Genomic DNA, 21578 nt, shown 5'->3' on the forward strand with positions numbered 1-21578 from the left:
GCCATATAAAATTGCTATTCTGTCTGAATGCAAGCATTCACAGAAAGCAATTTTGCATGGCTCTGAATAGTTACCATAATACCATGATTTTCTGTCAAATTCAATATTCACACGTCATTCACCTTCGGGATTTGCTGTAAGTATTGGCTTATCCGTTAACTGTAATTTTATACGTTCCCTTTGAGAAATCGACTTCTACGCATGTACCATCTGCGAATGTACTCTGCTGGCGAAGACCTGTTTTGTCGAGAATACGGTGGCTGACTAACTCACTATAGGCTACGTGTTCATGAAGTGATGCTACCTGCTCGCAGCGTTTCTTTTGCTCTTCTTCTGTGAAATCGCTGCCTGCTCCAAATGCACCGTCTGTTCCATTGTAAGCACCATTTCTGTCAAAATATGGTGCGCCTCCGTTAATAAGTGCATAGAGCATGTAATCTTCATTTTCATGTTTTTCCATCATCCACGGAATGATTACGCAGTCATGATATACAAGATTAAATAATGGCACTGGGATTCCCTGTTTTGGTTCTTCTGGACGGCGCATCATAAAATCATATGGCGCATAGTGGCAGAAAACAAGATTAGCGACTGACCAGTCTGCTACCTCCTCGGAACTTGACAGAATATTTTGTGACAACAAATATGCAAAGCAGCGGCTTCTAAATTCCAGACATTCCTTTCTTGTCATTTTGTGATGCGGCTCAAAGCATTCATCTGGCTCGTTGCATGTAAATACATCAAGATAAGCGCAGTCAAGCTTTATATCATGAGCTGCCAATTCCAAGAAATTTCTCTTTACATAATAAGGTGCCTGTGTTGCACAAAGATATGTCTGATTGCCGCCCGCCCAGTTTGCATGAGAAGGAATGGAGCCATCTTCAAGATGAATGGCTGATGATTCATCATAAGTACTGGCACGGAAATAATAATCACGATACTGATCATGGGTTCCAAAAACATAACCGCAGTCATGAATTGTATCACAAAGCTCCTTCATGCCTTCCCAGCCGCCTGCTTCAATACATGCCGGAAGATAATCTGGATGCTCGTTGTCATATCCTGGATCTCCCCAGCCATCTAAATGAAGATAAAGCTTCTTAATTCCAAGCTTTTCATAGCAGTGACGAATCTGCTTAGTACGCACTGCAAAAGGTGTTAAATGATTGTTTTTCTCAGGCGCTTCTGGATCAAAAAAGCGGGACTCTGGCTGAACACGTGTCTTAATACCTGCATGAACAAACATGCTTCCTACTAATTTCTCGACATCTGCGCGCGCTGCCTTTTCACGAAGAGTGTGAAAGGTTCCCTGTTCCTTTGTATAATTTCTATAAAACTTACACATGGTATTGTAATCACAGTCTTTTTCAAAATGATACAATAAGGTTCTGCGATAGCGCATTGAACCAAGTGATTTATAAAGTACCATACCCACACTTGTCTGTGCTTCGCCTGATTCATGAGCAGCACGGTAGCCTGCATCCTCTGGCTGCTCACATATTGCAATATAGCCGTTTCTATCTTTAATCTGGGAAAACCATGGCATATATGAGCCTTCCGTACACATACGGCCATCAAATGGCACTTTTCCCAGCGTTGTTTCCCAGCCATTTGGAATAAGTAAACCTTGTCCCCAGTTTAAGAGCGTATACCAATCTTCACTATCACACATAAAATCCATTGCACCCGGCCACACAACTTCATCCATGCCAGATGCCGGCTCTGTGATCGGAATCCACTCAAAATGAACATCACCTGTCGATAATTCAATCCAGATATATGTCTCAAAACAAAGCTCTGGCACTTGCTCAAAATTTTCATAATGGCTCACAAGTCCGAAACCTATTCCTGTATCATATCTTTTATGTGAGACGTTTTTAGCCTCTGAAAAAAGCACATCTTTTCCATTATACTTAAAATAAGGCTGATAATTATGCTGCCAAGTCCATTTCGTGCCATCTGCGTAAATATCGCAGTGCAGCGTCTCCTCATGAAAATCAAGTTTTATTATGTTATCTTTTATTGTAATCATAAATTCTCCCCTATCTAATCTCAAATATAGTTTTTGTGACAACAAGGCAGATGCCGTTTTGCACCTGCCTTGCATTTTTTGAATTTAAAACAATTTAGATATTTCTTACATTCCCTTTGCTGCATCCACACATGCGTCCATGGCCTCGATCACAGCACTTCTAAGACCTTCCTTTTCTAATACACGGACTGCTTTAATTGTAGTTCCTGCCGGTGAGCATACCATATCCTTTAACTCACCCGGATGTTTTCCAGTCTCTAAAACCATCTTTGCGCTGCCCATAACTGCCTGTGCAGCAAATTTATAAGCCTGCGCACGCGGCATGCCCTGCTCTACTGCTGCGTCTGCCATAGCTTCAATAAACATAAATACATATGCCGGAGAACTTCCGCTTACTGCAACAACTGTATCCATCAACTTTTCGCTGATAACCTCTACCTTGCTAAAGCCGCTTAAAATTTCACATACATACTTAAGTTCGGCCTCTGTCACAAATTCATTTGGTGTTGCGCCTGTCATGCCCTCACCAACAAGTGCCGGTGTATTCGGCATAGTACGGACAATCTTTACGTCCTTGCCAAACTTTTCTGCCAGCCATGAAAGTGTCTTTCCCGGTGCAATTGTGATGATTAACTGATCTGCTCTGACATGATCCTTTATCTGTGTAATCACAGACTCATAGTACTGTGGCTTTACAGCAAGTACAAGCACATCAACAGCGTCCACTACATCAACATTGTTATCTGAAACATGAATGCCATACATGTTCTTTACGCGCTCTCTGCTTGGCTCAAACACGTCAGAACCATACACATCCTCTGATTTGAAAATATTGTTTTTGATGATGCCGCCCATCATTGCGCCTGCCATGTTGCCGCATCCGATAAATCCTAACTTCATAGTGTTTTCCTCCTGCATTATGTGTTTTTAGTTGAAGCTTTGCTCAGTACGATTAATGATCTCATCCTGAAGTGCCTTGCTTAAGTTTCTGAAATGATCACTGTAGCCTGCTACACGAACAATCAGATCCTTATATTCCTCTGGATATTTCTGTGCATTAAGCAATGTCTGTCTGTCTATGACATTAAACTGAATATGATGACCATCCATATTGAAATAGGAACGAATAAGACTTGCCATCTGGTTAAGTCCTTCCTCTCCTGCAACAACACTTGGTGTAAACTTCTGATTCAAAAGTGTACCGCCTGTCATTAAATGATCCATCTTTGCACAAGACTTGATAACAGCTGTAGGACCATTTACGTCTGCACCCTTTTCTGGTGAAATACCCTCGGAAACAGGTACATGTGCCAGACGTCCATTTGCACTTGCCATCATGACTTCTCCAAAGTAAACGTGGCATGTTGTCGGAAGCATATTTACGCGATACATTCCTCCAAGCATATTTGGTCTTCCTGTAACTTCTCCTTGATAATATTCAAATACCTGCTTCATGATCTCATCTGCATACTCATCATCATTTCCATACTTTGGACTATGATTTTTTACCAGATTCAAGATTCGCTCATGACCGATGAAATTATCATCAAGCGCTGCCATCAACTCATCCATCGTGAAGTTTTTCTTATCATATACATTATATTTTACAGCAGCAAGGCAGTCTGTAATCGTTCCGATTCCAACACCCTGCAGATATTTTGTATTGTATCTTGCACCGCCGGCATTATAATCCTTGCCCTTTGCGATACAATCATTTGTAAGAATAGATAAAAATGGTGCCGGCATGCAGTCTGCAAAAATCTTTTCAATTATGTTGCTTCCCTGAATCTTAACATCAATGAAGTATTTCATCTGCTTCTTAAAAGCATCAAAAAGCTCATCATATGTCTTAAAATCAGCTGCATATCCAAGCTGTAAACCAAGCTGCTTTTTGCTTACCTTATCATATCCATTATTTAATGTAAGCTCAAATACCTTTGGAATATTAAAATATCCTGTCAGAATATAAGCTTCATTTCCAAATGCACCGGTCTCTACACAACCGCTCGTTCCGCCGCGTCTTGCATCAGCAAGTGTCTTTCCTGCATTCATAAGTTCCTGAACAATTGCTTCTGTATTATAGAATGCCGGCTGTCCCCATCCCTTACGTGCAATCTCACATGCTCTCTTTAAAAATTTCTGCGGTGTCTTTCTGCTGATCTGTACATTAGAGCTTGGCTGCAGCAGCTTCATCTCGTCCATGCAATCAAGAATCAGATAAGAAACATCATTAACTCCGTTTTGTCCGTCTGGAGTGATACCGCCTGTATTTAAGTTTGCAAAATCGGTGTAGGTGCTGCTCTCCTTTAACGTGATACCAACCTTTGGCGGTGCCGGCTGATTGTTAAATTTCACCCAAAGGCACTCAAGAAGCTCTAACGCCTTCTTCTCATCAAGAATGCCTTCCTCTACATCCTTCTGATAAAATGGATTTAAATGCTGGTCAAAACGACCTGGTGAATAAGCATCCCATGGATTAAGCTCCGTTGTAACGCCAAGGTGAACAAACCAATACATCTGAATTGCCTGCCAGAAGGTCTGCGGCTTATGAGCTGGAACAACATCACAGTTTGCTGCAATCTGAAGAAGCTCTGCCTTTCTTGTATCACATTTTTCTTTTTGGGCAAGCTCTCTTGCATAATCAGCATATCTTGCACCAAGAAGCATGATAGCATCACATGCCTTTGCCATACCGCGAAGCTGATTTCTCTTTTCAAATGCCTCTGTATCATGGAAGTAATCAAGAGAATCTATTGATGCCTGAATATCTGCCTTGTAATCTAAAAATCCTTTTTCATACAGCTTAAAGGAACCAACAGTATGACCTGGACCTCTTTGCTCCATAAATTCAGTAAAGATACCTGCAGCATAGCAGTCTTTCCACTGATCAGACATATTTGCCAGAATCTTTGAACGTGTGGAACGCTTTTCCCAGAATGGGATGATCTCTCTTTCCTGATATCCGTAATCTTCTTCCTTTACAGAAAAGCTGATAAGCTCACGGTCGTTCATAACGTGCATATCCTCAAGAGTATGACAGCATAGCTCTGGGAATGTCGGTGCACCATGTGGAGAATCTCCCTTTTCTCCTACAATCAGCTCTCCATCTCCGATGTAAAGTGTCTTTGCTGCAAAATAGTCATATAAAACCTGTGCACGAAGCTCTGGCACAGACAGCTGACCTTCATATTTCTTGTAGGTTGCAGTTTCACTTTTTGCTCTTTCCATGTCGATGTGCGGCTGAGTCGTAACACTTAGTTCACGCAGCGCCTGCACACGCTCATTCATTCCTCTTTTCTCCATTACAGCTAAAATCCTTTTCCTTTCTGGTTTATCCACCAATCTTAACTTTCAAAAATCCTGCCTCTGTAAAAAGTGATGACAGTTGCTTCATTTTTTCATCTGACGGTACCAAAAACGCTTCGCCGTCATAAATACACTCAAGACGGCTGTATTTGCTGCTTCCTGTATTGTGATACGGCAAAAGGTTGACCTGTGCCACCTTAATTTTTTCATCAGTAAGCCATTTAATTACAGCCTTCATGCTCTCTTCATCTGCATTGACCCCTTCAATTGTTGGGATTCTAATATAGATTCTTGCACCATCTGCACTTAACTTTTTCAAATTTTCCAGAATGATAGTATTCTCTGTTCCAACCCATTTTTTATGAACTTCATTGTCCATGGCCTTGATGTCATAAAGGAAGGTATCAATATATGTAAGAATCCGTTTAAAATTTTCATACGGTGCATATCCACTTGTATCGATGTTCACTGAGATTCCCTGACGATGCAGCTGCTTTACAAGCTCCTCTATGTAATCCATATCCATGCACATGACCTCGCCACCGGAAAGTGTAACACCGCCGCCCGATTCCTCGTAGAACATTTCATCCTTTTTGAGTTCCTTTAACAGCTCTTTTACCGTGTACTCTTTTCCTGCAACTTCGCGGATATTCAAAAGACAAGCTGTCACACATTCTCCACAGCCAGTACATTTTTCATGATCTGTTACAGCTTTGCCATTTTCTATGCGCACTGCTCCATTTGGACAGACACGCTCACATTCCATGCATCCGGTACATTTTTCCTGATTCGTTAAAATCTGGCGTTTCCATTCTTGTGTTTCCGGATTATGGCACCATGCACAGCGAAGCGGACAGCCTTTAAAAAATACAGTTGTACGAATTCCATCTCCGTCATGGATTGAATACTTCTGAATATTTGTTACAAGACACATTTTTGCATCCCCTTTTCTTTTATTTTTCCCCGAAGCTAAATCTTAGACTCATAATAGCACCACGCCTTATAATTGTCAATGAGTCAAATCTTTGACCCATTTATACTTGCGAAAATGATGCAAAACCCACGGCAGCTTTCCTACTTCATCTATACATGTACACGCATATACAAGCACTACTGGCCAGTGGAAAAAATATGTTCCGGCAGCAGCGAGCGGAATCGCGAGACACCACATACACACGGCAAGACTATACATATCAAACAGAGTATCACCGCCGGCGCCGAAAATACCATTTATTGTAACATCGTTGACGGCACGTCCTATCATATAAAATGCTATAACGGCAAACATGCCCTTTAAATACTCCTGTGCCTGCGGTGTAAGCTTTACAAAGTGCAAAATAATTGGTGCAGATATGCACATTAAAAGAGAAGCAAAAATACCGCATGCAAATGATATCTTTAACAGACGTATACCATAGCGCTTTCCTTTCTCTAAGTTTCCTGCTCCAAGCTCATTGCCAATCATAATTCCTGCTGCGCTAGAAATACCTGCGCTAAAGCAGCATATGATATCTCTTACAACAGCTGCTACTGAATTGGCTGCCGCTGCATCAGTTCCAAGATGACCCATAAATGATGAATAAGATGTGAACCCAATTCCCCAGAACAGACAGGCTCCTAAAAGTGGAAGTCCGCACTTCCAAAAATCTTTTGAAAGCTGTTTATTTCTCCTTAATAAATCATGCATGGACGGATGGAGATAATTTGGCTTATATGAAATAAGTACAGAACAGCAAAGCTCAATAATTCGCGCGATAAGTGTTGCAAGAGCTGCTCCGCGCACACCCATCGGTGCAATGCCAAAGCCTCCAAAAATAAAAATGGCATTTAAAATAATATTGACACAGACTGTCATTGAACTTATGACTGCCGTTGTCTTTGCGTGCTCGCTTGTCTTCATTATAACAAGATAACATTGAGAAATACCTGTAAGCAAATATGAAAATCCTGCAATTTTTAAGTAGCTTATGCCATAATTGATCAATACCTCTTCGTTTGTAAAAAGAAGCATCAGATAGCGTCCGAAGAAAGCACAGCCAACAAAGAATATAGCTGATACGAGTCCGCAAAGGCGAAGTGCCATGCAAAAGATCTCATCTAATGTCTTTTTGTCTCCCTTTCCCCAATACTGCGCACCTAAAATACCAAGACTGGCTGTCGCTGCTGCTAAAAACATGTTTTGGATAAACTGAATCTGTGTTGCAAGTGATACAGCCGACATATAATTTTGATCCATGCCGCCAAGCATAAATGCATCGGCTACTGCCACCATCGCTAACATCAGATTTTGAAGCACAATCGGAACCATCAGGCTCCAGAGCTTTTTATAAAATGCTTCATCTTTTTGTAGCTTGCCCATTTTCCATCCCTCTCTTTTGATTTTTTGTAACTATTCAGAGCCATGCAAAATTGCTTTCTGTGAATGCTCGCATTCAGACAGAATAGCAATTTTATATGGCGAGGTAACCACATTCGCAAAATAGAAGCATCGAAGATGCGATTTTGCGAATGGGGTTCTGAATAGTTACGATTTTCTTCATAGTTCACAAATCCGTGAACAGTATCATCTTATCATTTACGGGCAGCTCTGTACATGTATTTATTCGGCTTTTTTCAAAGAATCCTTACGTTTTCATAACGGCGGTTCGACGATTCAGATCACGATTCATGCATTGTAATTTTTCACAGACGCAGTCAGTTCTCTTATTCTGAGTTCAAAAAAACAGCCACCCGATACCATTTTGATACCAGATGGCTGTTTTGCTTTATTATATGATACCAGGGTCAAAAGGTCAGAAAGCCGATGCAAGCTTGCTTGCAAGAGGCTTTTTGAACTCTTGACTCGCCAAAAATATGAGTAAGTAGCCATTTTTCAAAGAAAAATGAGCGGATTACGAATGTTTTTGAAGATTGCGAGAGTGCAAAGCACGTAGCAATCTGGTATCAAAGGGGTCAAAATACTTTTTGACCCCAACATCATTATATTTTATCCCGCAGCTTTTATGCTGTCACGTTGCCTTCTGTCTAAACTTCACCGTCTTTGCTGCGCTCCCCCTGCTTGTATGCTCTTTTGACTCTGCGAAGGTTAAGTTAATATGTAGCATAAACGCCTGTCAGGTTTACTACTTCGCTGTTGTCGTTGATGGCGTAGACACAGTAAAAACCTATCTTATCGAGTGGAAAATTATAGGAAAAGTTTCCTGTCGCATAAATGCATCTGCGGATTCCGCCTGGCTCTATGATACCGACGCGAAGAATTTTTCCCGTTGGTGTAATTGTTCCACTTACTGCAATATGATTTGAACTAGTTGCCCAAAAGTCCTTTGTTGTTCTCATAAAATCACTTGGCAAAGACCAGTCTAAATTAGCTGATGCTGCTAACTCAGTATCACTTTGATCCTTCTCAGAGGTATACCCATCAATTGGAAGCACATCAATAAATTCAATGCCTGTATTTACATAATCTTCTGGGTTGATATTGCCGTTATCCTGAGGAACTGTATTATCTGCAGTTGCATTTATATCTCCAAGTACCTGAATACCAGCTTCATCTTCTTCCACATCTGTCAATTCATACAGCGCACGATATCCGCCTGTTAAGATACCAGTTGAAGCGAGTGCAGAACCTGCTGAGGTAAAGGAAACAGCGACTGCTGCGAGTACGCCAAAGATTTTTGGTTTTTTCATTGCATTTTTCATATTGATCATTTTTTCCATCCTCCCGATTAACTTCATAGGCTGTGTTCCTATTGAAGAATACATGTCTGTCTTATCTTCCTGTCCCTGCATAGAGACACGATACAATACCTCTAAATATGCTTTAATATTTCCCAGGTATTTATTACAGACCTTCCAGTCACAGGCATATTCATTCCATTGACTCATCTGTGCTGCCAGACCTCTTGTCCATGGATTGAACCAGTGGATAGCCTCAACGACCTTTGCTGCCGTCAAAAACCAAATATCTTTGCGTGTGTAGTGGACAAGCTCGTGAATCATTGTAACACGCTCCACGAATTCATCCGTTTTGCCTTCTGGCAGCACAATCCTTGGATGGATAACGCCAACGGTGATTCCGCCGCAGCGAATTCCTGCCTTCTCGCATAATATAACGCGTCCAGAACGCATTTTTGTCTGTCTGCAGATTTCCTGAAAGCGCAGCTGCCGCTCCCTTGATGCCGGAAGCGCATCGCTAAAGCAGTGCCTTGTCATATCCCATTTTTCCTGCAGCGATTCAAAATTTGCGAAAAAGCCTAAAATCCAAAGCATAAATAGCAACTGACAAATCATTGTAATAACAGGCGTAGTCTGCATAAATCGTCCGTCTAACACCAATATCTCATTGATTATCAATACTGCCCCTAGTCCCAGAGGCAAAAGATATGCCACAATTACGGCGCGCAGCAGATAAAATAATAGCCGCGTATATCCTTTGTTCTCTAGTCGTTTTACTGCCTGCAGCCAAACAAATAGCATTAGGCTGCCCCAGACATGTGCTGCCAAAATTGCAAATACTACATCATTGATCCATTTCATCCAACAAGCCTCTTATCTGTTTGATATCTTCTTTAGAAAGAGACTGGTTGTTTGAAAGTGCTGCGATGAACTCGGCCGGCTTGCCGTCGAACCAGAAATTAACCTCGCGCGCTGAGAGCTTTGCCTTGTATTCTTCCTCGCTCTTTTCTGCGTGAATGTAAGAAATTCTGCCTGCACGGCGAGAGCTAATGAAACCCTTTCCGTTTAAGCGGGTAAGGAAGGTTACTACTGTTGTTCTCTTGTAATCTCTCTTGTAACGCTCCTGGATCAAATCAATCAGCTCCGGAACTGAAATATCTCCTTTTTGATCCCAGATTACTTTCATAATCATAGCTTCACAAGCACTTAATGGTTCTCTCTCCATATTCTGACACACCTTTCTACGCGTACCAGATACCTGTCTCCTCCAATAGGAATTTCACACCTAGAATTTACTACACCAGTAATAAAAAGACAAGTGTCACATTTACCACTTGATACTTTTTGTATCATAGTACGCATTCGCAATATTTTTAGTTTCTGTTTTACGTTTAAATCTTTGTAAAGTGCAGCAGTTTGCTGCGAAAATCGCCCCATAATGGACGAATCAGATAGCCGTATTTTTCCAGAATTTCTCCTGTAAAGGTTTCTCCTGTCTCTTCGAGACGATATACGGCCTGTGGCTCAAAGCCTTTTAAATAAAGTTTTCTGCTGTGTGCATTTGGCGTTGAAAGAACTTGAACATAGGTGGCAAGCACTTCGCTCTTATCCTTTGCCGATACAGCCCAACAATCGTACAGATGATTCTCACTGTAGGATGCGATGCGATAATAATCACCCTCACGAACAAGCTCATGATATTTATGGTACATCGCAATTTGCTGTGGAATCTGTTCCCGGTCTTCTTTCGGAATCTTTGTTACATCAAGCTCGTATCCAAAGGTTCCGGCAAGTGCCACGTGACCTCTTGTCTCAAATGGGGTAACTCTTCCGACTGTATGGTTCGGGCAGTCGCTTACATGTGCACCCATTGAGCAAAGCGGATAAATCAGTGAAGTTCCCTCCTGAATAAGCAGACGCTCAATTGCATCTGTATCATCTGAGCACCAGATCTGCGGCGAGTAATACAGCATACCTGGATCAAATCTTGCACCACCTCCAGAACAATTTTCTAAAAGCAGATTTGGAAACTCTGTGACAAGACGCTCCTGCAGCTCGTAAACGCCCAAAACATAGCGGTGGAACAGCTCTTCTTTATGATCTGCTGACAGATAGCTGCTTCCAAGGTCGCTTAACTGACGATTCATGTCCCACTTAACGTAGCGGATATTTGCACTGTGAAGGATAGCAGAAACCTGATCGTAAACATAGTCTCTTACTTCCTTTCGTGATAAGTCTAGCACATACTGGCAACGGCTCTGTGTTGCAGCTCTGCCGTCGATATGGATTGCCCAATCCGGATGCGCACGATACAGATCTGAATCAGGAGAAATCATCTCCGGCTCAAACCAGATACCAAACTCCAGACCAATCTTGTTAACCTCATCAACAAGATATTTCAGGCCGCCCTTGATCTTATCTGTGTTTACCTTCCAGTCGCCAAGTGAACTGTCATCATTATTTCGATGACCAAACCATCCATCATCCATGACGAGCATTTCAATTCCGCACGCCTTTGCTTCCTTTGCAATTGCAAGAAGCTTTTGTGTGTCGAAATTAAAATATGTCGCCTCCCAGTTATTGATCAGGATCGGACGCTTGCTATGGTTATACGGACTGCGAATCATGTGGCTTCGATAAAAATCGTGATAACTTCTGGACATCTTTCCAAGACCCTCTGAGGAGTAAACACAAACTACCTCTGGTGCCTGGAATGATGAACCAGGCGTAAGCTGCCAGCAAAATTCCTCAGCTGAAATTCCCATGACCATACGCACCATGTCAAACTGTGTACGTTCTGTCTGCGCGATAAAGTTTCCAGAATACACAAAATGCATTGCGTAAACCTTACCGTGTTCCTGATCGCACCCCTTTGTGACAAGTGCCTGGAACGGATGCTCCTGATGACTGGATTCTCCCTTTAATGAGGACATCAGCTGCTTTCCGTAAGCGAGCTCACGTCTTTGAATGTGGCGCTCTCTTGCCCATGAGCCATGCAGATTTAAAAGTTCGAAGTTTTCATTGTCCATATCCAGACAAGCGCTGTAAACCTTCTCCAAACGAAGCGTCTGTGAACCTTCATTGGTGACATGTGTACTGCGGACAATTACATCTTCCTTCTCAAAAACAGAATACATTAGATCAACGGACAGACCAAGTACCAAATCCTTACAAGTAATCACAAGTGTCTGTACTTCGTCGTCATTTCCAAATGATGCTGGAAGACCTTCTAAGCGAGGCTTACCATTTGTGATGACGTGGGAGAAATAAAGAATTTCTGCTGCCTTGCTTCCTGCTTCATTTCGCACATCAAGACAGCTCTCTCTGTAATCACCGATCCCGCCAGTCGGATATTCCATTGGAAAGAAATCAAGAAAAGCAGACTTTTCTCTCAAATTTTTCGATGGGGTAAATGGCGGCTCCTCTGTGCGAAGCAGTGTGCTGACTGCTTCACCAAAAAGTCTGTCTCCATAATATACATGACCTACATATCCTTCTTGTGTTAAACCGATTACATAAGTTGTGTTTATTGTGTCCAGCTGAAACAGCTTTTTCTCTTCACAATATCGTATCAACTTACTATTCCTCCTTTCCGCGCTATAAAACTTACACTATCGTTAGTATATCTGACTTCTGTAAGAATGTAAAGTTTCTTCTTATTTTCTGTCTTTTTGCAGTACAATGCCCTTTGCATTTTGTGCATATTGTATAATTTATTATCTCATTTTTAACATTTATACGAGTCTTTGCGCAAATGAAAGTGTTTGGGCTAACGCTTCCTCTTTTGGCACGTTTGAAAGATGAAGATCATGTGAGTATGCAAGAATTTCACTAAATTTTGGTCCCGGCTTTAATCCAGCCTTAATTAAATCAGCTCCCATCACGCATGGCTGCGCCATCGTGTACTGATACCAGTCAAGACGCTCCTTTAAAAAGTCTTCATATTCTGGGATAACTTGTCCTTTTCCCTTTCCCATCTGATCGGCCGTTGAAAAAAGAATCAGATCAGATGGCACTGTTGCACTGTCAAACATCTGATTTGTTGCCTTTTTCCCGGCTTGCTCTCTGGCAAGCTCGTAAGGTCTCATATGAAGTGATGCAAGATTTCTCACATAACGGATCAGCTTTGTCTCATTTGTAATGCGCTCTAAAAATTCTTTTACAAGAGGATCGCCCTTTTTTGCATGACCATAAGAATGAATTTCTCCATTCTCCTCTGTTGTTGATATAATTTTTCCAAAATCGTGTACTACTGCTGTCAGCATAAATCCAAGAGGATTTTCTGCCTTGCTTCGAAGTAAGGCTGCACTGTCAAGTACCTGCATAGTGTGATTCCACACATCTCCCTCAGGGTGATACTTTTTAGGCTGCTTTACTCCAATAAGCTGTGTTAAATGTAAAAACCAGTCGTCAAGCTGATTCATTTTGTGCATCTGTTCAAAGAAAATGGACGGATGCGCAGCCTTTAACAAAGCTTTTTCAAGCTCGCTCATCACACGCTCATGGGCTAATGTCGTCAAGTCCATTTTTCGAGATAATTCAATAGTCTCTGGCGCAATAGAAAATGAAAAGCGTGCGGCAAATTGCGCAGCTCTAAGCACACGAAGCGGATCTTCTGCAAAGGTGTGAGGGTTTACATGACGAAGCACTCCTTTTTTTAGATCCTCCTGACCGCCGAAGTGATCAATGATCTCTCCAGTCAGCACATCTTGCATCATGGCATTGATTGTAAAATCGCGGCGCATTGCGGCTTTATATGTTCCAAGAAATGGATCTACATATATTTTAAAATCTTTATGTCCTCGTCCTGTCGCCTCCTCCTGACGCGGCATGGCAATGTCGATATCGTATCCTCTAAGACCATACACACCAAAGCTTGCACCCATCTCAGTTCTAGAGCCAAGCCCATCAAGAATATTCTCTAGCTCTTTTGGCTGTACACCATGGATTTCAATATCAATATCCTTACTATGCTTTCCCATTAAAAGATCACGCACGTAGCCGCCGACAAGAAATGTTCGTCCTCCTTTATCTGCTACGCATGCGGCAATTTTTTCTGCCATTTTCAGATCACGGTTTTCCATAAATTACTACTCTTTCCTCTATATATTGATGTCTCTTCCCTGAAATTCAAAGAAGTCAAAATCTGCCGGAATGCGGCTTCCGCAGCCACCGTTGTTGGCGTAGATGCCGACTAGTGTTCCGGTGTGGCGCTTTGGATCGTCTGGCACACCCTCATCGCACAGGTAAATGCAATCTTTTAATACGCCTGCCTCGCTCCAATCTTCTCCGTCGCAGCTGTATAAAAAGCGTCTTGTCAGACGATCTACCTCTACTTTTAACCAAATCGGTCCATTTTTTATTTGATCTACTTCTGCAATCAGCTCTTCGCCGTGGTTTCTGTTTATTACAAGCTGCAATTTTCTTCCGCCTTCAAAACAAAGTGAGAAGCGTGCATATGTCACTGTACTATAATAACATGTAAGTCCAGCCTGTTCACCATCTCTTGTCGGATCAAATGAAAGCTTTGTGACTGCAGTGTATGATAGCTCTTCCTCTCTTCGAAGCAGCGTATTTTTTGCGCGAATCTCAAAGAGCTGTCCATCCAAAGTCCAGATTCGCATATGACCTGGGCGTTCTGTCAGTGAATAATTTCCCGGTGCAGGTCTTCTAACGAACTGCCAGTGAACATCTAGTGTGTCGCTGTCAAAGTCATCTCTTTGCCACTTTGGATAAACTACCTCTGGCAGATCTGGCGCAGTCTGCTCATTGCTTGGACCTTTGCCTTCGTTAATAACAAACCAGCCATCGTCTAACCATCTTACTGGATCAAGACCTGTCTCTCTGCCCACTGTCGTATAAGCGCCCGGCACTCGTATCTCTCCCGGCTTTGGTGCTTTGCCATTTGCGACTTCGATGCCGCGGTTTGGTCGTCCCATCAAATAGTAAACCCACCAGTCTCCATTTGCATCTTCGATTAGCTTTCCATGACCTGTTCTCTGAATAGGTGCGTTTGGATCAAGCTGCCTCATTAAAGGATTATATGTTGATGCTTCATACGGGCCAAATAAATTTTTTGAGCGTCCCACATTTATGCCATGACCATATCCAGTGCCGCCCTCTGCAAGAATTGCATAATAATAATCACCATGGCGCAAGATATGAGGTCCTTCTGGGCAGCGCTCCCCTGTTCCAGGCCAAACAGGAATTAAATCGCCTGTCACTCGCGTACAGTCATCAGAGATTGGGACAAGATTTATTCCAGGACTGATAACCATGTAGTGCTTTCCATCGTCATCTACAAAATGAGACGGATCAATGCTGTCTACCTCCAGCCATGATGGCTTGCTGTAAGGACCTTCTGGCCTGTCTGATGAGACAACTACCTGACGGCGCATAACATTATTATCACGCTTTCCATCTGCATTTAAACGAAGAGTTGCCATTATGATAAAGCGACCATTGCTGTAGGAAATATCAGGTGCCCAAATTCCATGTGAATCACGTATATCACTTAAATCTAATTCATCGGGATCTGTAATGGCATGTCCAATTAACTCCCAGTGCACCATATCCTTTGAGTGGCTTATTGCAATTGCCGGAAAGTACTGAAAGGTTGAATTGACCATGTAATAGTCATCTCCCACGCGAACAACTGATGGATCTGGAAAAAAGCCGCGCTGTACGGGATTTTTGTATGTTCTTGTCATTGAAAATCTCCTTGTGTCTTTTTAATCTTGGCTTTACAGATTTTTATGTTACTGTTCATGCGTCATGCTACGAAATCCCTTCGGTGCAATGGTTTCGTCGACGGACCAAACTCAGCAGGCTCCTTTTATGTTCTTTTTTATTATACATTACTTTGAAAGACCTGCTTCAAGTGTCCGTCTCGTGAAATCCATTCACCTTCGGGCTTTGCCGCAATGTTGGCTTATCCATGAACAGTAACATTTTTATAAACTGTCTTTTTTACAAGGCAGCTTCCAACAGCCTCACTATGATGAGCTGCACAATAAACACCACTCTTTACACCAACCCAGCGTCCAGCAGCTGCCATATAGCTTCCGGCCTTCTTGTAATCTGTGCCGTTTGTGCTGTACTCAAAAACAACCTTCTCAAGTGGGAAATTCTTTTCTTTCTCGCTTAAATTCTGTGTTCCAACACGGTGTACACTCATGCGGACTGTTATAGTTTCACTGTCATCTGCAAACACTAGTGCTCCAAGTGATGTACTTGTCTCCTCGGTACTCTCCACAAGAATCTTTCCATATTTTTGCTCTCCATTGATAAATGAAGCTTCAACCATGCCTTCCTCGTTTCTTGCAAATGAAAGAAGCGCATATTTTACACCCATAGAAATCACACCAGCTTCTTCGTTTGCTTTTAATCCCGCAAGGGAAAGTGTTGTGTCACAGATAAATTCTGGTGCTGGCCACTTCTGAAGAAGAAGATTTGGATAATCACCGTGTTTGATTTTTTCCTCTTGCTTCACCGCTTTCAGGCAAAGACCTTCTGATGTAAGTTTATACCAGTCTTCTTTTGGATTTGCATTCCACTGCCACTGAAGACCGAGTGTTTTTTTACTAAAATCATCAGAGGCATCTGGCTCAAAGATTTCAGCCTCTTTCGCAGCCTCACCGACATTTGGCTTACGGTAAGTAAGCACTGGCTCCCCATAATCATTTCCATCCTTTGCGATACCAATAATCGGCCAGTCCTCTTTCCAGCTCATCGGCTGCAAATGAATAATTCTTCCAGCTGCATACACATCCTGAAAATGTAAAAACCAGTCTTCACCTGTCACGGTATCTACCCATGCACCCTGGTGAGGGCCGTTTATAGGAGTATCTCCCTGACGCATAACAACGCGATATTCATAAGGTCCAAAAATATTTTTTGAGCGAAGCACAGTCTGCCATCCTGTTTTTACACCACCTGCCGGTGCAAAGATGTAGTACCATCCATTTCTCTTATACAGCTTTGGTCCCTCAATTGTTTCCTGCTCATTTAAATTTCCATCAAAGACAACTTTTGCTTCTCCTATCAGACCCATTCCATCTGGCTGCATTTCAATCATATGAAGCACACTCTTATATCCGATGCGGCTTTTTGCAACACCTGCCACAAGATATGCTCTGCCATCTTCATCCCAAAACGGACACGGATCAATCCAGCCTGCACCCGGACGAATATTGACTGGCTCTGACCATGTTCCAAACGGATCCTTTGTCGTACTCATGTAAATACCTTCGTCTGGCATTGGAAAACAAGCAAAAAATGTTCCGTCATGGTAACGGATTGCTGGTGCCCATACACCACATCCATGCACTGGCTTATCATAGCGCTCTTCTGGCACCTTTGGCAGAATATAATTAACTACCTTCCAATTTACCAAATCCTTTGAGTGAAGCACTGGCAAACCTGGTGCATTGCAAAAGCTTGACGCGATCATAAAGTAATCCTCGCCCGCACGGCAGGCATCAGGATCTGAATAATCTGCATACAGTATTGGATTTTTATACATTCCATTTCCTAAATCTGCGTTCCACATCGTTGTCTTCATAAAATAGTCCTTCTCTGTATCTTTTTTCTTAGAATGAGGATGCCTGATTACACAGACATCCTCAAATTTACATGTTTAATCAATCTTTAAGAGAACTCCAAGAAGTCTCTTTACGCTGCACTCCATTGTCTCTCTCTTTAACAGACCTTTTTCAAGTGCTTTCAGCAAGTTGTCAGGATTTCCAGCTGCCATCTTAACATCATTTCCGGCATTTACTTCCTTGCAGTGCTCGCCAAATGTCCACCAGTCTGTCATTACAACACCTTCAAATCCCCACTCATCGCGCAGAAGCTTCTCTAACAGATCATGATTTTCGGAAGCTCTATAATCATTTACAATGTTATAGGAAGACATGATGCACCACGGCTTTGCTTCCTTTACAATACGCTCAAATGTCTTTAAATAAATCTGTCTTGCTGCACGCTCTGATACTCTTGAGTTTGAATCCTTACGGTTCGTTTCTTTGTTATTCAGTGCAAAATGCTTTACTGTTGCAGCAATGTGCTGAGACTGAATACCGCGTACCATTGCGCCTGCCTGCTTTGCAACAAGATACGGATCCTCTGAGTAATACTCAAAATTTCTTCCGCACATCGGTGTACGATGAATATTGATTGCCGGTGTAAGCCATACTGCGATATTATTTTCCTTTACTTCCTTTGCACCAGCTGCACCTACCTCGTAGACAATCTCTGGATTCCAGGTGCATGCAAGAAGTGTTGCACATGGCCATGCTGTTGTGCAAACACCGCACTCTGGCAAAATACGAAGTCCTGCCGGTCCATCAGCTGTCATAAAGTTTGGAATACCACACTCTGGCAGATTACCAAAGCCAAATGTATTTGCAACACCTGTATTTGGCTGACCGCCTAAAAGATGAGCTAACTCCTCGTCGCTTAACTGTGCCACAAATTCATCAAGCGTTACGCTACCTTCTGCAACTTGCTCAAACTGCAGGCGGCGCTCGTTATTGTTCCAAAGATGCTCGCCCTTTGAAAAACGTACATCTGGTGCAACACCATCGATTGTTTCCTTTTCCTTCTTTGTAAGAAGTCCTTCGCTGTCCGGATCGTGTGATGGTCTTACAGGAAGTTCTTCAAAGCTTCCATCTGCACGCATGCGCTTTGGAAGTGATGTCGGTGCTAAGCACTCTGTCAGCTGCTCTGCCACTCTTGTAGACTCTTCTGTATGTATAAATCCAAGCTCCTCTGTATTTCTAACTGAATTTCCAAGATAGAAGTGGTACTCTCCCTGCTCCATCACATATGCAGATTTATGCAGAACGCCAAGATCATCATATGAAGCCAGATCATTTACGTTTCCAACTAAAGTTACAAGCTGATTTTCTCCAGGCTGCAGCAGCTTTGTCTTTGCATATGAAAGCAAAATTTTTGACGGTTTATCAAGCACTCCTTTTGGTGCACTGCCGTACAGCTGAAGTACTTCTTTTCCTTCATGATTTCCAGTATTTGTTACCTCTACGCGAACTGTAAGTGTGCCATCCTCTGCCTCGTCTACACGCTCAAGCTCCCACTTGAATGTCGTATAGGAAAGTCCATATCCAAATGGATACACAACCTTTTTGTCTGCGCCTGGAATAGTCTCGAAATAACGATATCCTACATAAATATCATCTGTATAATCTACGTAATCCTGTGACTCATGGAAGTTGTAGGATGATGGATAATCCTCAAGCGTCTTCGCAAAAGTATCCGCCAATTTTCCAGACGGACTTCCAATACCGCAAAGAAGTTCAGCAGCTGCTGCACCGCCTTCGATACCGCCCTGCCATGCCATTAAAACAGACTGAATCTTAGGATCCTCTGCAAACCACATGGAATCTACAACGCCGCCTACATTTAATACAACAACAACCTTAGGGAATGCAGCCTTTACTGTTTCTACCATGCGCTGTTCTGCATCAGACAGATAGAAATCTCCTCGTTCAAATACCTTCTGAGACTCCTTCCACATCGGCTCGCCTGACTCTACGCCATTGTCGTAGCTGCTTGTTCTATCCCATCCCTCGCCTGAAAAACGGCAAATCGTAATAAGTGCTGTATCAGTATAAGCTCTTGCCTTCTTTAAAAGCTCAGCCGGAACTTCTGGCTCAACAGTCATGCCTGGAGCCACGCCTCTTTCATACTGGTCACGCACGTTCTTATTATAAAATGACGATAGACCTTCATATACACTTACATAATCGCTAAGTGCCTTTAAACCTGCATCAAGACTTACCGTATATGAAACGGTAACATCGCCGCTTCCGCCGCCGCCCTTTACATAATCTGCACTTGCCTTTCCGAATACGGCAAGCCTCGTGCCCTTCTCAAATGGAAGAAGACTGTTCTCATTTTTTAATAATACCATACCTTCCTTTGCTGCCTGCTTGGAAAGCTCAGTATGTGCCTTGCTTGCTGTTACCTTCTGGCCGTTTGCACCAAGTGGTGTGTTCGGCTGGTATTTAACTCTTTGCCACTTCATTTTTTTAATCCTTTCACATCTTGTATTTTCAGATTGCTGAATCTGAATTTTGTGCTTTTATTCTACCACACAATGCTTCGACAAAACAACTCTAGTTTTGTTTTTTCTTATACTTTGCAGTATAGCCCTGTTACAGTTCACCTTCGGGCTTTACTGTAAATATTGGCTTATCCGTGAACTGTAACGGCAGTTGCAACCGCTTGACAAAGATATTGATATATTCTATGATGCATTTATAAAAAGGAAAGGAATAAAAAGATATGATGAATACGTTTATTAGTGGAGAGCGTCAGTATGGCTTTGTCTCTAAATTCAATTATGTGCGTGAAGCTGGTACAAGTGGTGAGCAAAGAGCTGCTGAAACGATTTTACAGGAATTAAAAAAAGAAAACAGCGATGCACAGATTCGCACGGAGGAGTTTTCTTTTTTTGCACCACAGATTAAGCGCTCTTTCTTTGAGGTGACAGCACCTTATCATAAGGTATATGAGGCTTGCACTTTTGGTTTTTGTGCCAACACAGATGAAAATGGACTTGAGGCTGATTTTGTTTATCTGGAAAATGCTGATGATATTAATATGAAGCAGGCAAATGGAAAGATTGTTATGCTGAATAATTATATGAGCCGTACAATGCTTGAAAAACTTGTAAAGGCTGGTGCGCTTGGCTTTGTATCTTTCTCTGGTACTCCAATTGACACTGGAAAAAAAAGACTGCCTACATCCAAAAATCTTGGTCAATCTAAAACGCTTGCTGAAATTCCTGGCACTTGCATTCATTTTGTGGATGCAGCAGAGATTGTTGAAAAAGGTGCTTTACGCGTGCGCATGATCTGTGAGCAGACACTTGTTGAAAAAACATCACAAAATATTTGTGCCCGCATTGAAGGAAGCGATAAAAGCGATGATATTTTAACTGTAACTGCTCATTATGACTCTGTTCCACAAGGACCTGGCGCCTACGATAACATGGCAGGCTGTGCAATTGTTATGGAGCTGTTTTTATATTTTTGTGAACATAAGCCACGCCGCACTATTGATTTTGTATTTTTCGGTGCAGAAGAAAAAGGTCTTTTAGGAAGCCGCGCCTATGTTAAGGCACATGATTCTGAATTGTCACATCACCTCTTTAACATGAATATTGACCTTGCCGGACAATCACTTGGCGGCACTGTAATAGGTGTTACGGGCGATTCTTCAATCTGCCGCCAGTTTGAAGCTCTCGCTGAAAAATGCGGTATTGGAATGACGACAAGATCATCTGTCTGGAGCAGTGATTCTAACACATTTGCATGGAAACGAGTTCCTTCTATGACCTTAAACCGTGATGGATACGGCATGCATACAGAGTATGACACTATTGATCTAATCTCTGCCTGGTCACTTCGCCGCAGTGCGCTGCTTCTTTGCACTATAGCAAATTATTTGGCAAATGAAGAAGTATTTCCACTTTGTCGACAAATTCCGCAGGAATTTTTAGCACAACTAGATGCGTCATTTTCCACTGAAAAATAAAAAC

13 protein-coding genes are annotated in these 21578 nt (G+C 42.3%); 1 reads left to right on the forward strand and 12 read right to left on the reverse strand.

Annotated features, from left to right (window positions below; all coding sequences use genetic code 11):
• Window positions 1–148 precede the first annotated feature (148 nt).
• The 12 genes from LKD48_RS08575 to LKD48_RS08630 form a co-directional block, all read right to left on the reverse strand.
• A complete protein-coding gene (locus tag LKD48_RS08575) occupies window positions 149–2032 on the reverse strand; it encodes a DUF5696 domain-containing protein (protein WP_308731774.1) in 1884 nt (627 codons plus the stop codon).
• A 105-nt stretch (window positions 2033–2137) separates the two neighbouring features.
• A complete protein-coding gene (gene proC / locus LKD48_RS08580; RefSeq protein WP_118612775.1) occupies window positions 2138–2932 on the reverse strand; it encodes a pyrroline-5-carboxylate reductase in 795 nt (264 codons plus the stop codon).
• Window positions 2933–2959: 27 nt separating this feature from the next.
• Window positions 2960–5335, reverse strand: coding sequence for a trans-4-hydroxy-L-proline dehydratase (gene hypD / locus LKD48_RS08585; RefSeq protein ID WP_308731775.1), 2376 nt, complete (start codon window positions 5333–5335; stop codon window positions 2960–2962).
• 28 nt (window positions 5336–5363) lie between these two features.
• Window positions 5364–6272, reverse strand: coding sequence for a trans-4-hydroxy-L-proline dehydratase activase (locus tag LKD48_RS08590; protein ID WP_308731776.1), 909 nt, complete (start codon window positions 6270–6272; stop codon window positions 5364–5366).
• A gap of 75 nt (window positions 6273–6347) precedes the next feature.
• Entirely contained in the window at window positions 6348–7697 is a 1350-nt protein-coding gene (locus LKD48_RS08595; RefSeq protein WP_308731777.1) for an MATE family efflux transporter, read from the reverse strand.
• 731 nt (window positions 7698–8428) lie between these two features.
• Window positions 8429–9874 (reverse strand): M56 family metallopeptidase, encoded by a 1446-nt coding sequence (locus LKD48_RS08600; protein ID WP_308731778.1) that lies wholly within the window; start codon window positions 9872–9874, stop codon window positions 8429–8431.
• The gene (locus LKD48_RS08605) at window positions 9858–10238 is read right to left on the reverse strand and encodes a BlaI/MecI/CopY family transcriptional regulator (RefSeq protein WP_118614165.1); all 381 of its coding nucleotides are present in this window, start codon (window positions 10236–10238) and stop codon (window positions 9858–9860) included. The genes LKD48_RS08600 and LKD48_RS08605 overlap by 17 nt, the downstream gene beginning before the upstream one ends.
• Before the next feature lie 166 nt (window positions 10239–10404).
• Window positions 10405–12588, reverse strand: a complete 2184-nt coding sequence (locus LKD48_RS08610) for an alpha-galactosidase (RefSeq protein ID WP_308731779.1) — start codon at window positions 12586–12588, stop codon at window positions 10405–10407.
• A gap of 159 nt (window positions 12589–12747) precedes the next feature.
• Window positions 12748–14097, reverse strand: coding sequence for a CCA tRNA nucleotidyltransferase (locus LKD48_RS08615; protein WP_308731780.1), 1350 nt, complete (start codon window positions 14095–14097; stop codon window positions 12748–12750).
• Window positions 14098–14115: 18 nt separating this feature from the next.
• Window positions 14116–15723, reverse strand: a complete 1608-nt coding sequence (locus LKD48_RS08620) for a glycoside hydrolase family 43 protein (protein WP_308731781.1) — start codon at window positions 15721–15723, stop codon at window positions 14116–14118.
• Window positions 15724–15944: 221 nt separating this feature from the next.
• On the reverse strand, window positions 15945–17576 hold the full coding sequence (locus LKD48_RS08625) for a glycoside hydrolase family 43 protein (RefSeq protein WP_308731782.1): 1632 nt from the start codon (window positions 17574–17576) through the stop codon (window positions 15945–15947).
• Between the two features lie 75 nt (window positions 17577–17651).
• Entirely contained in the window at window positions 17652–20060 is a 2409-nt protein-coding gene (locus LKD48_RS08630) for a beta-glucosidase (RefSeq protein ID WP_227102422.1), read from the reverse strand.
• A gap of 260 nt (window positions 20061–20320) precedes the next feature.
• Between LKD48_RS08630 and LKD48_RS08635 the strand changes: the two genes are divergently transcribed.
• On the forward strand, window positions 20321–21574 hold the full coding sequence (locus LKD48_RS08635; RefSeq protein WP_227102423.1) for a M28 family metallopeptidase: 1254 nt from the start codon (window positions 20321–20323) through the stop codon (window positions 21572–21574).
• The last annotated feature ends 4 nt before the right edge of the window (window positions 21575–21578 follow it).

Source organism: Anthropogastromicrobium aceti (genome assembly GCF_020687335.1).
GTDB classification, from domain to species: Bacteria; Bacillota; Clostridia; order Lachnospirales; family Lachnospiraceae; genus Anthropogastromicrobium; species Anthropogastromicrobium aceti.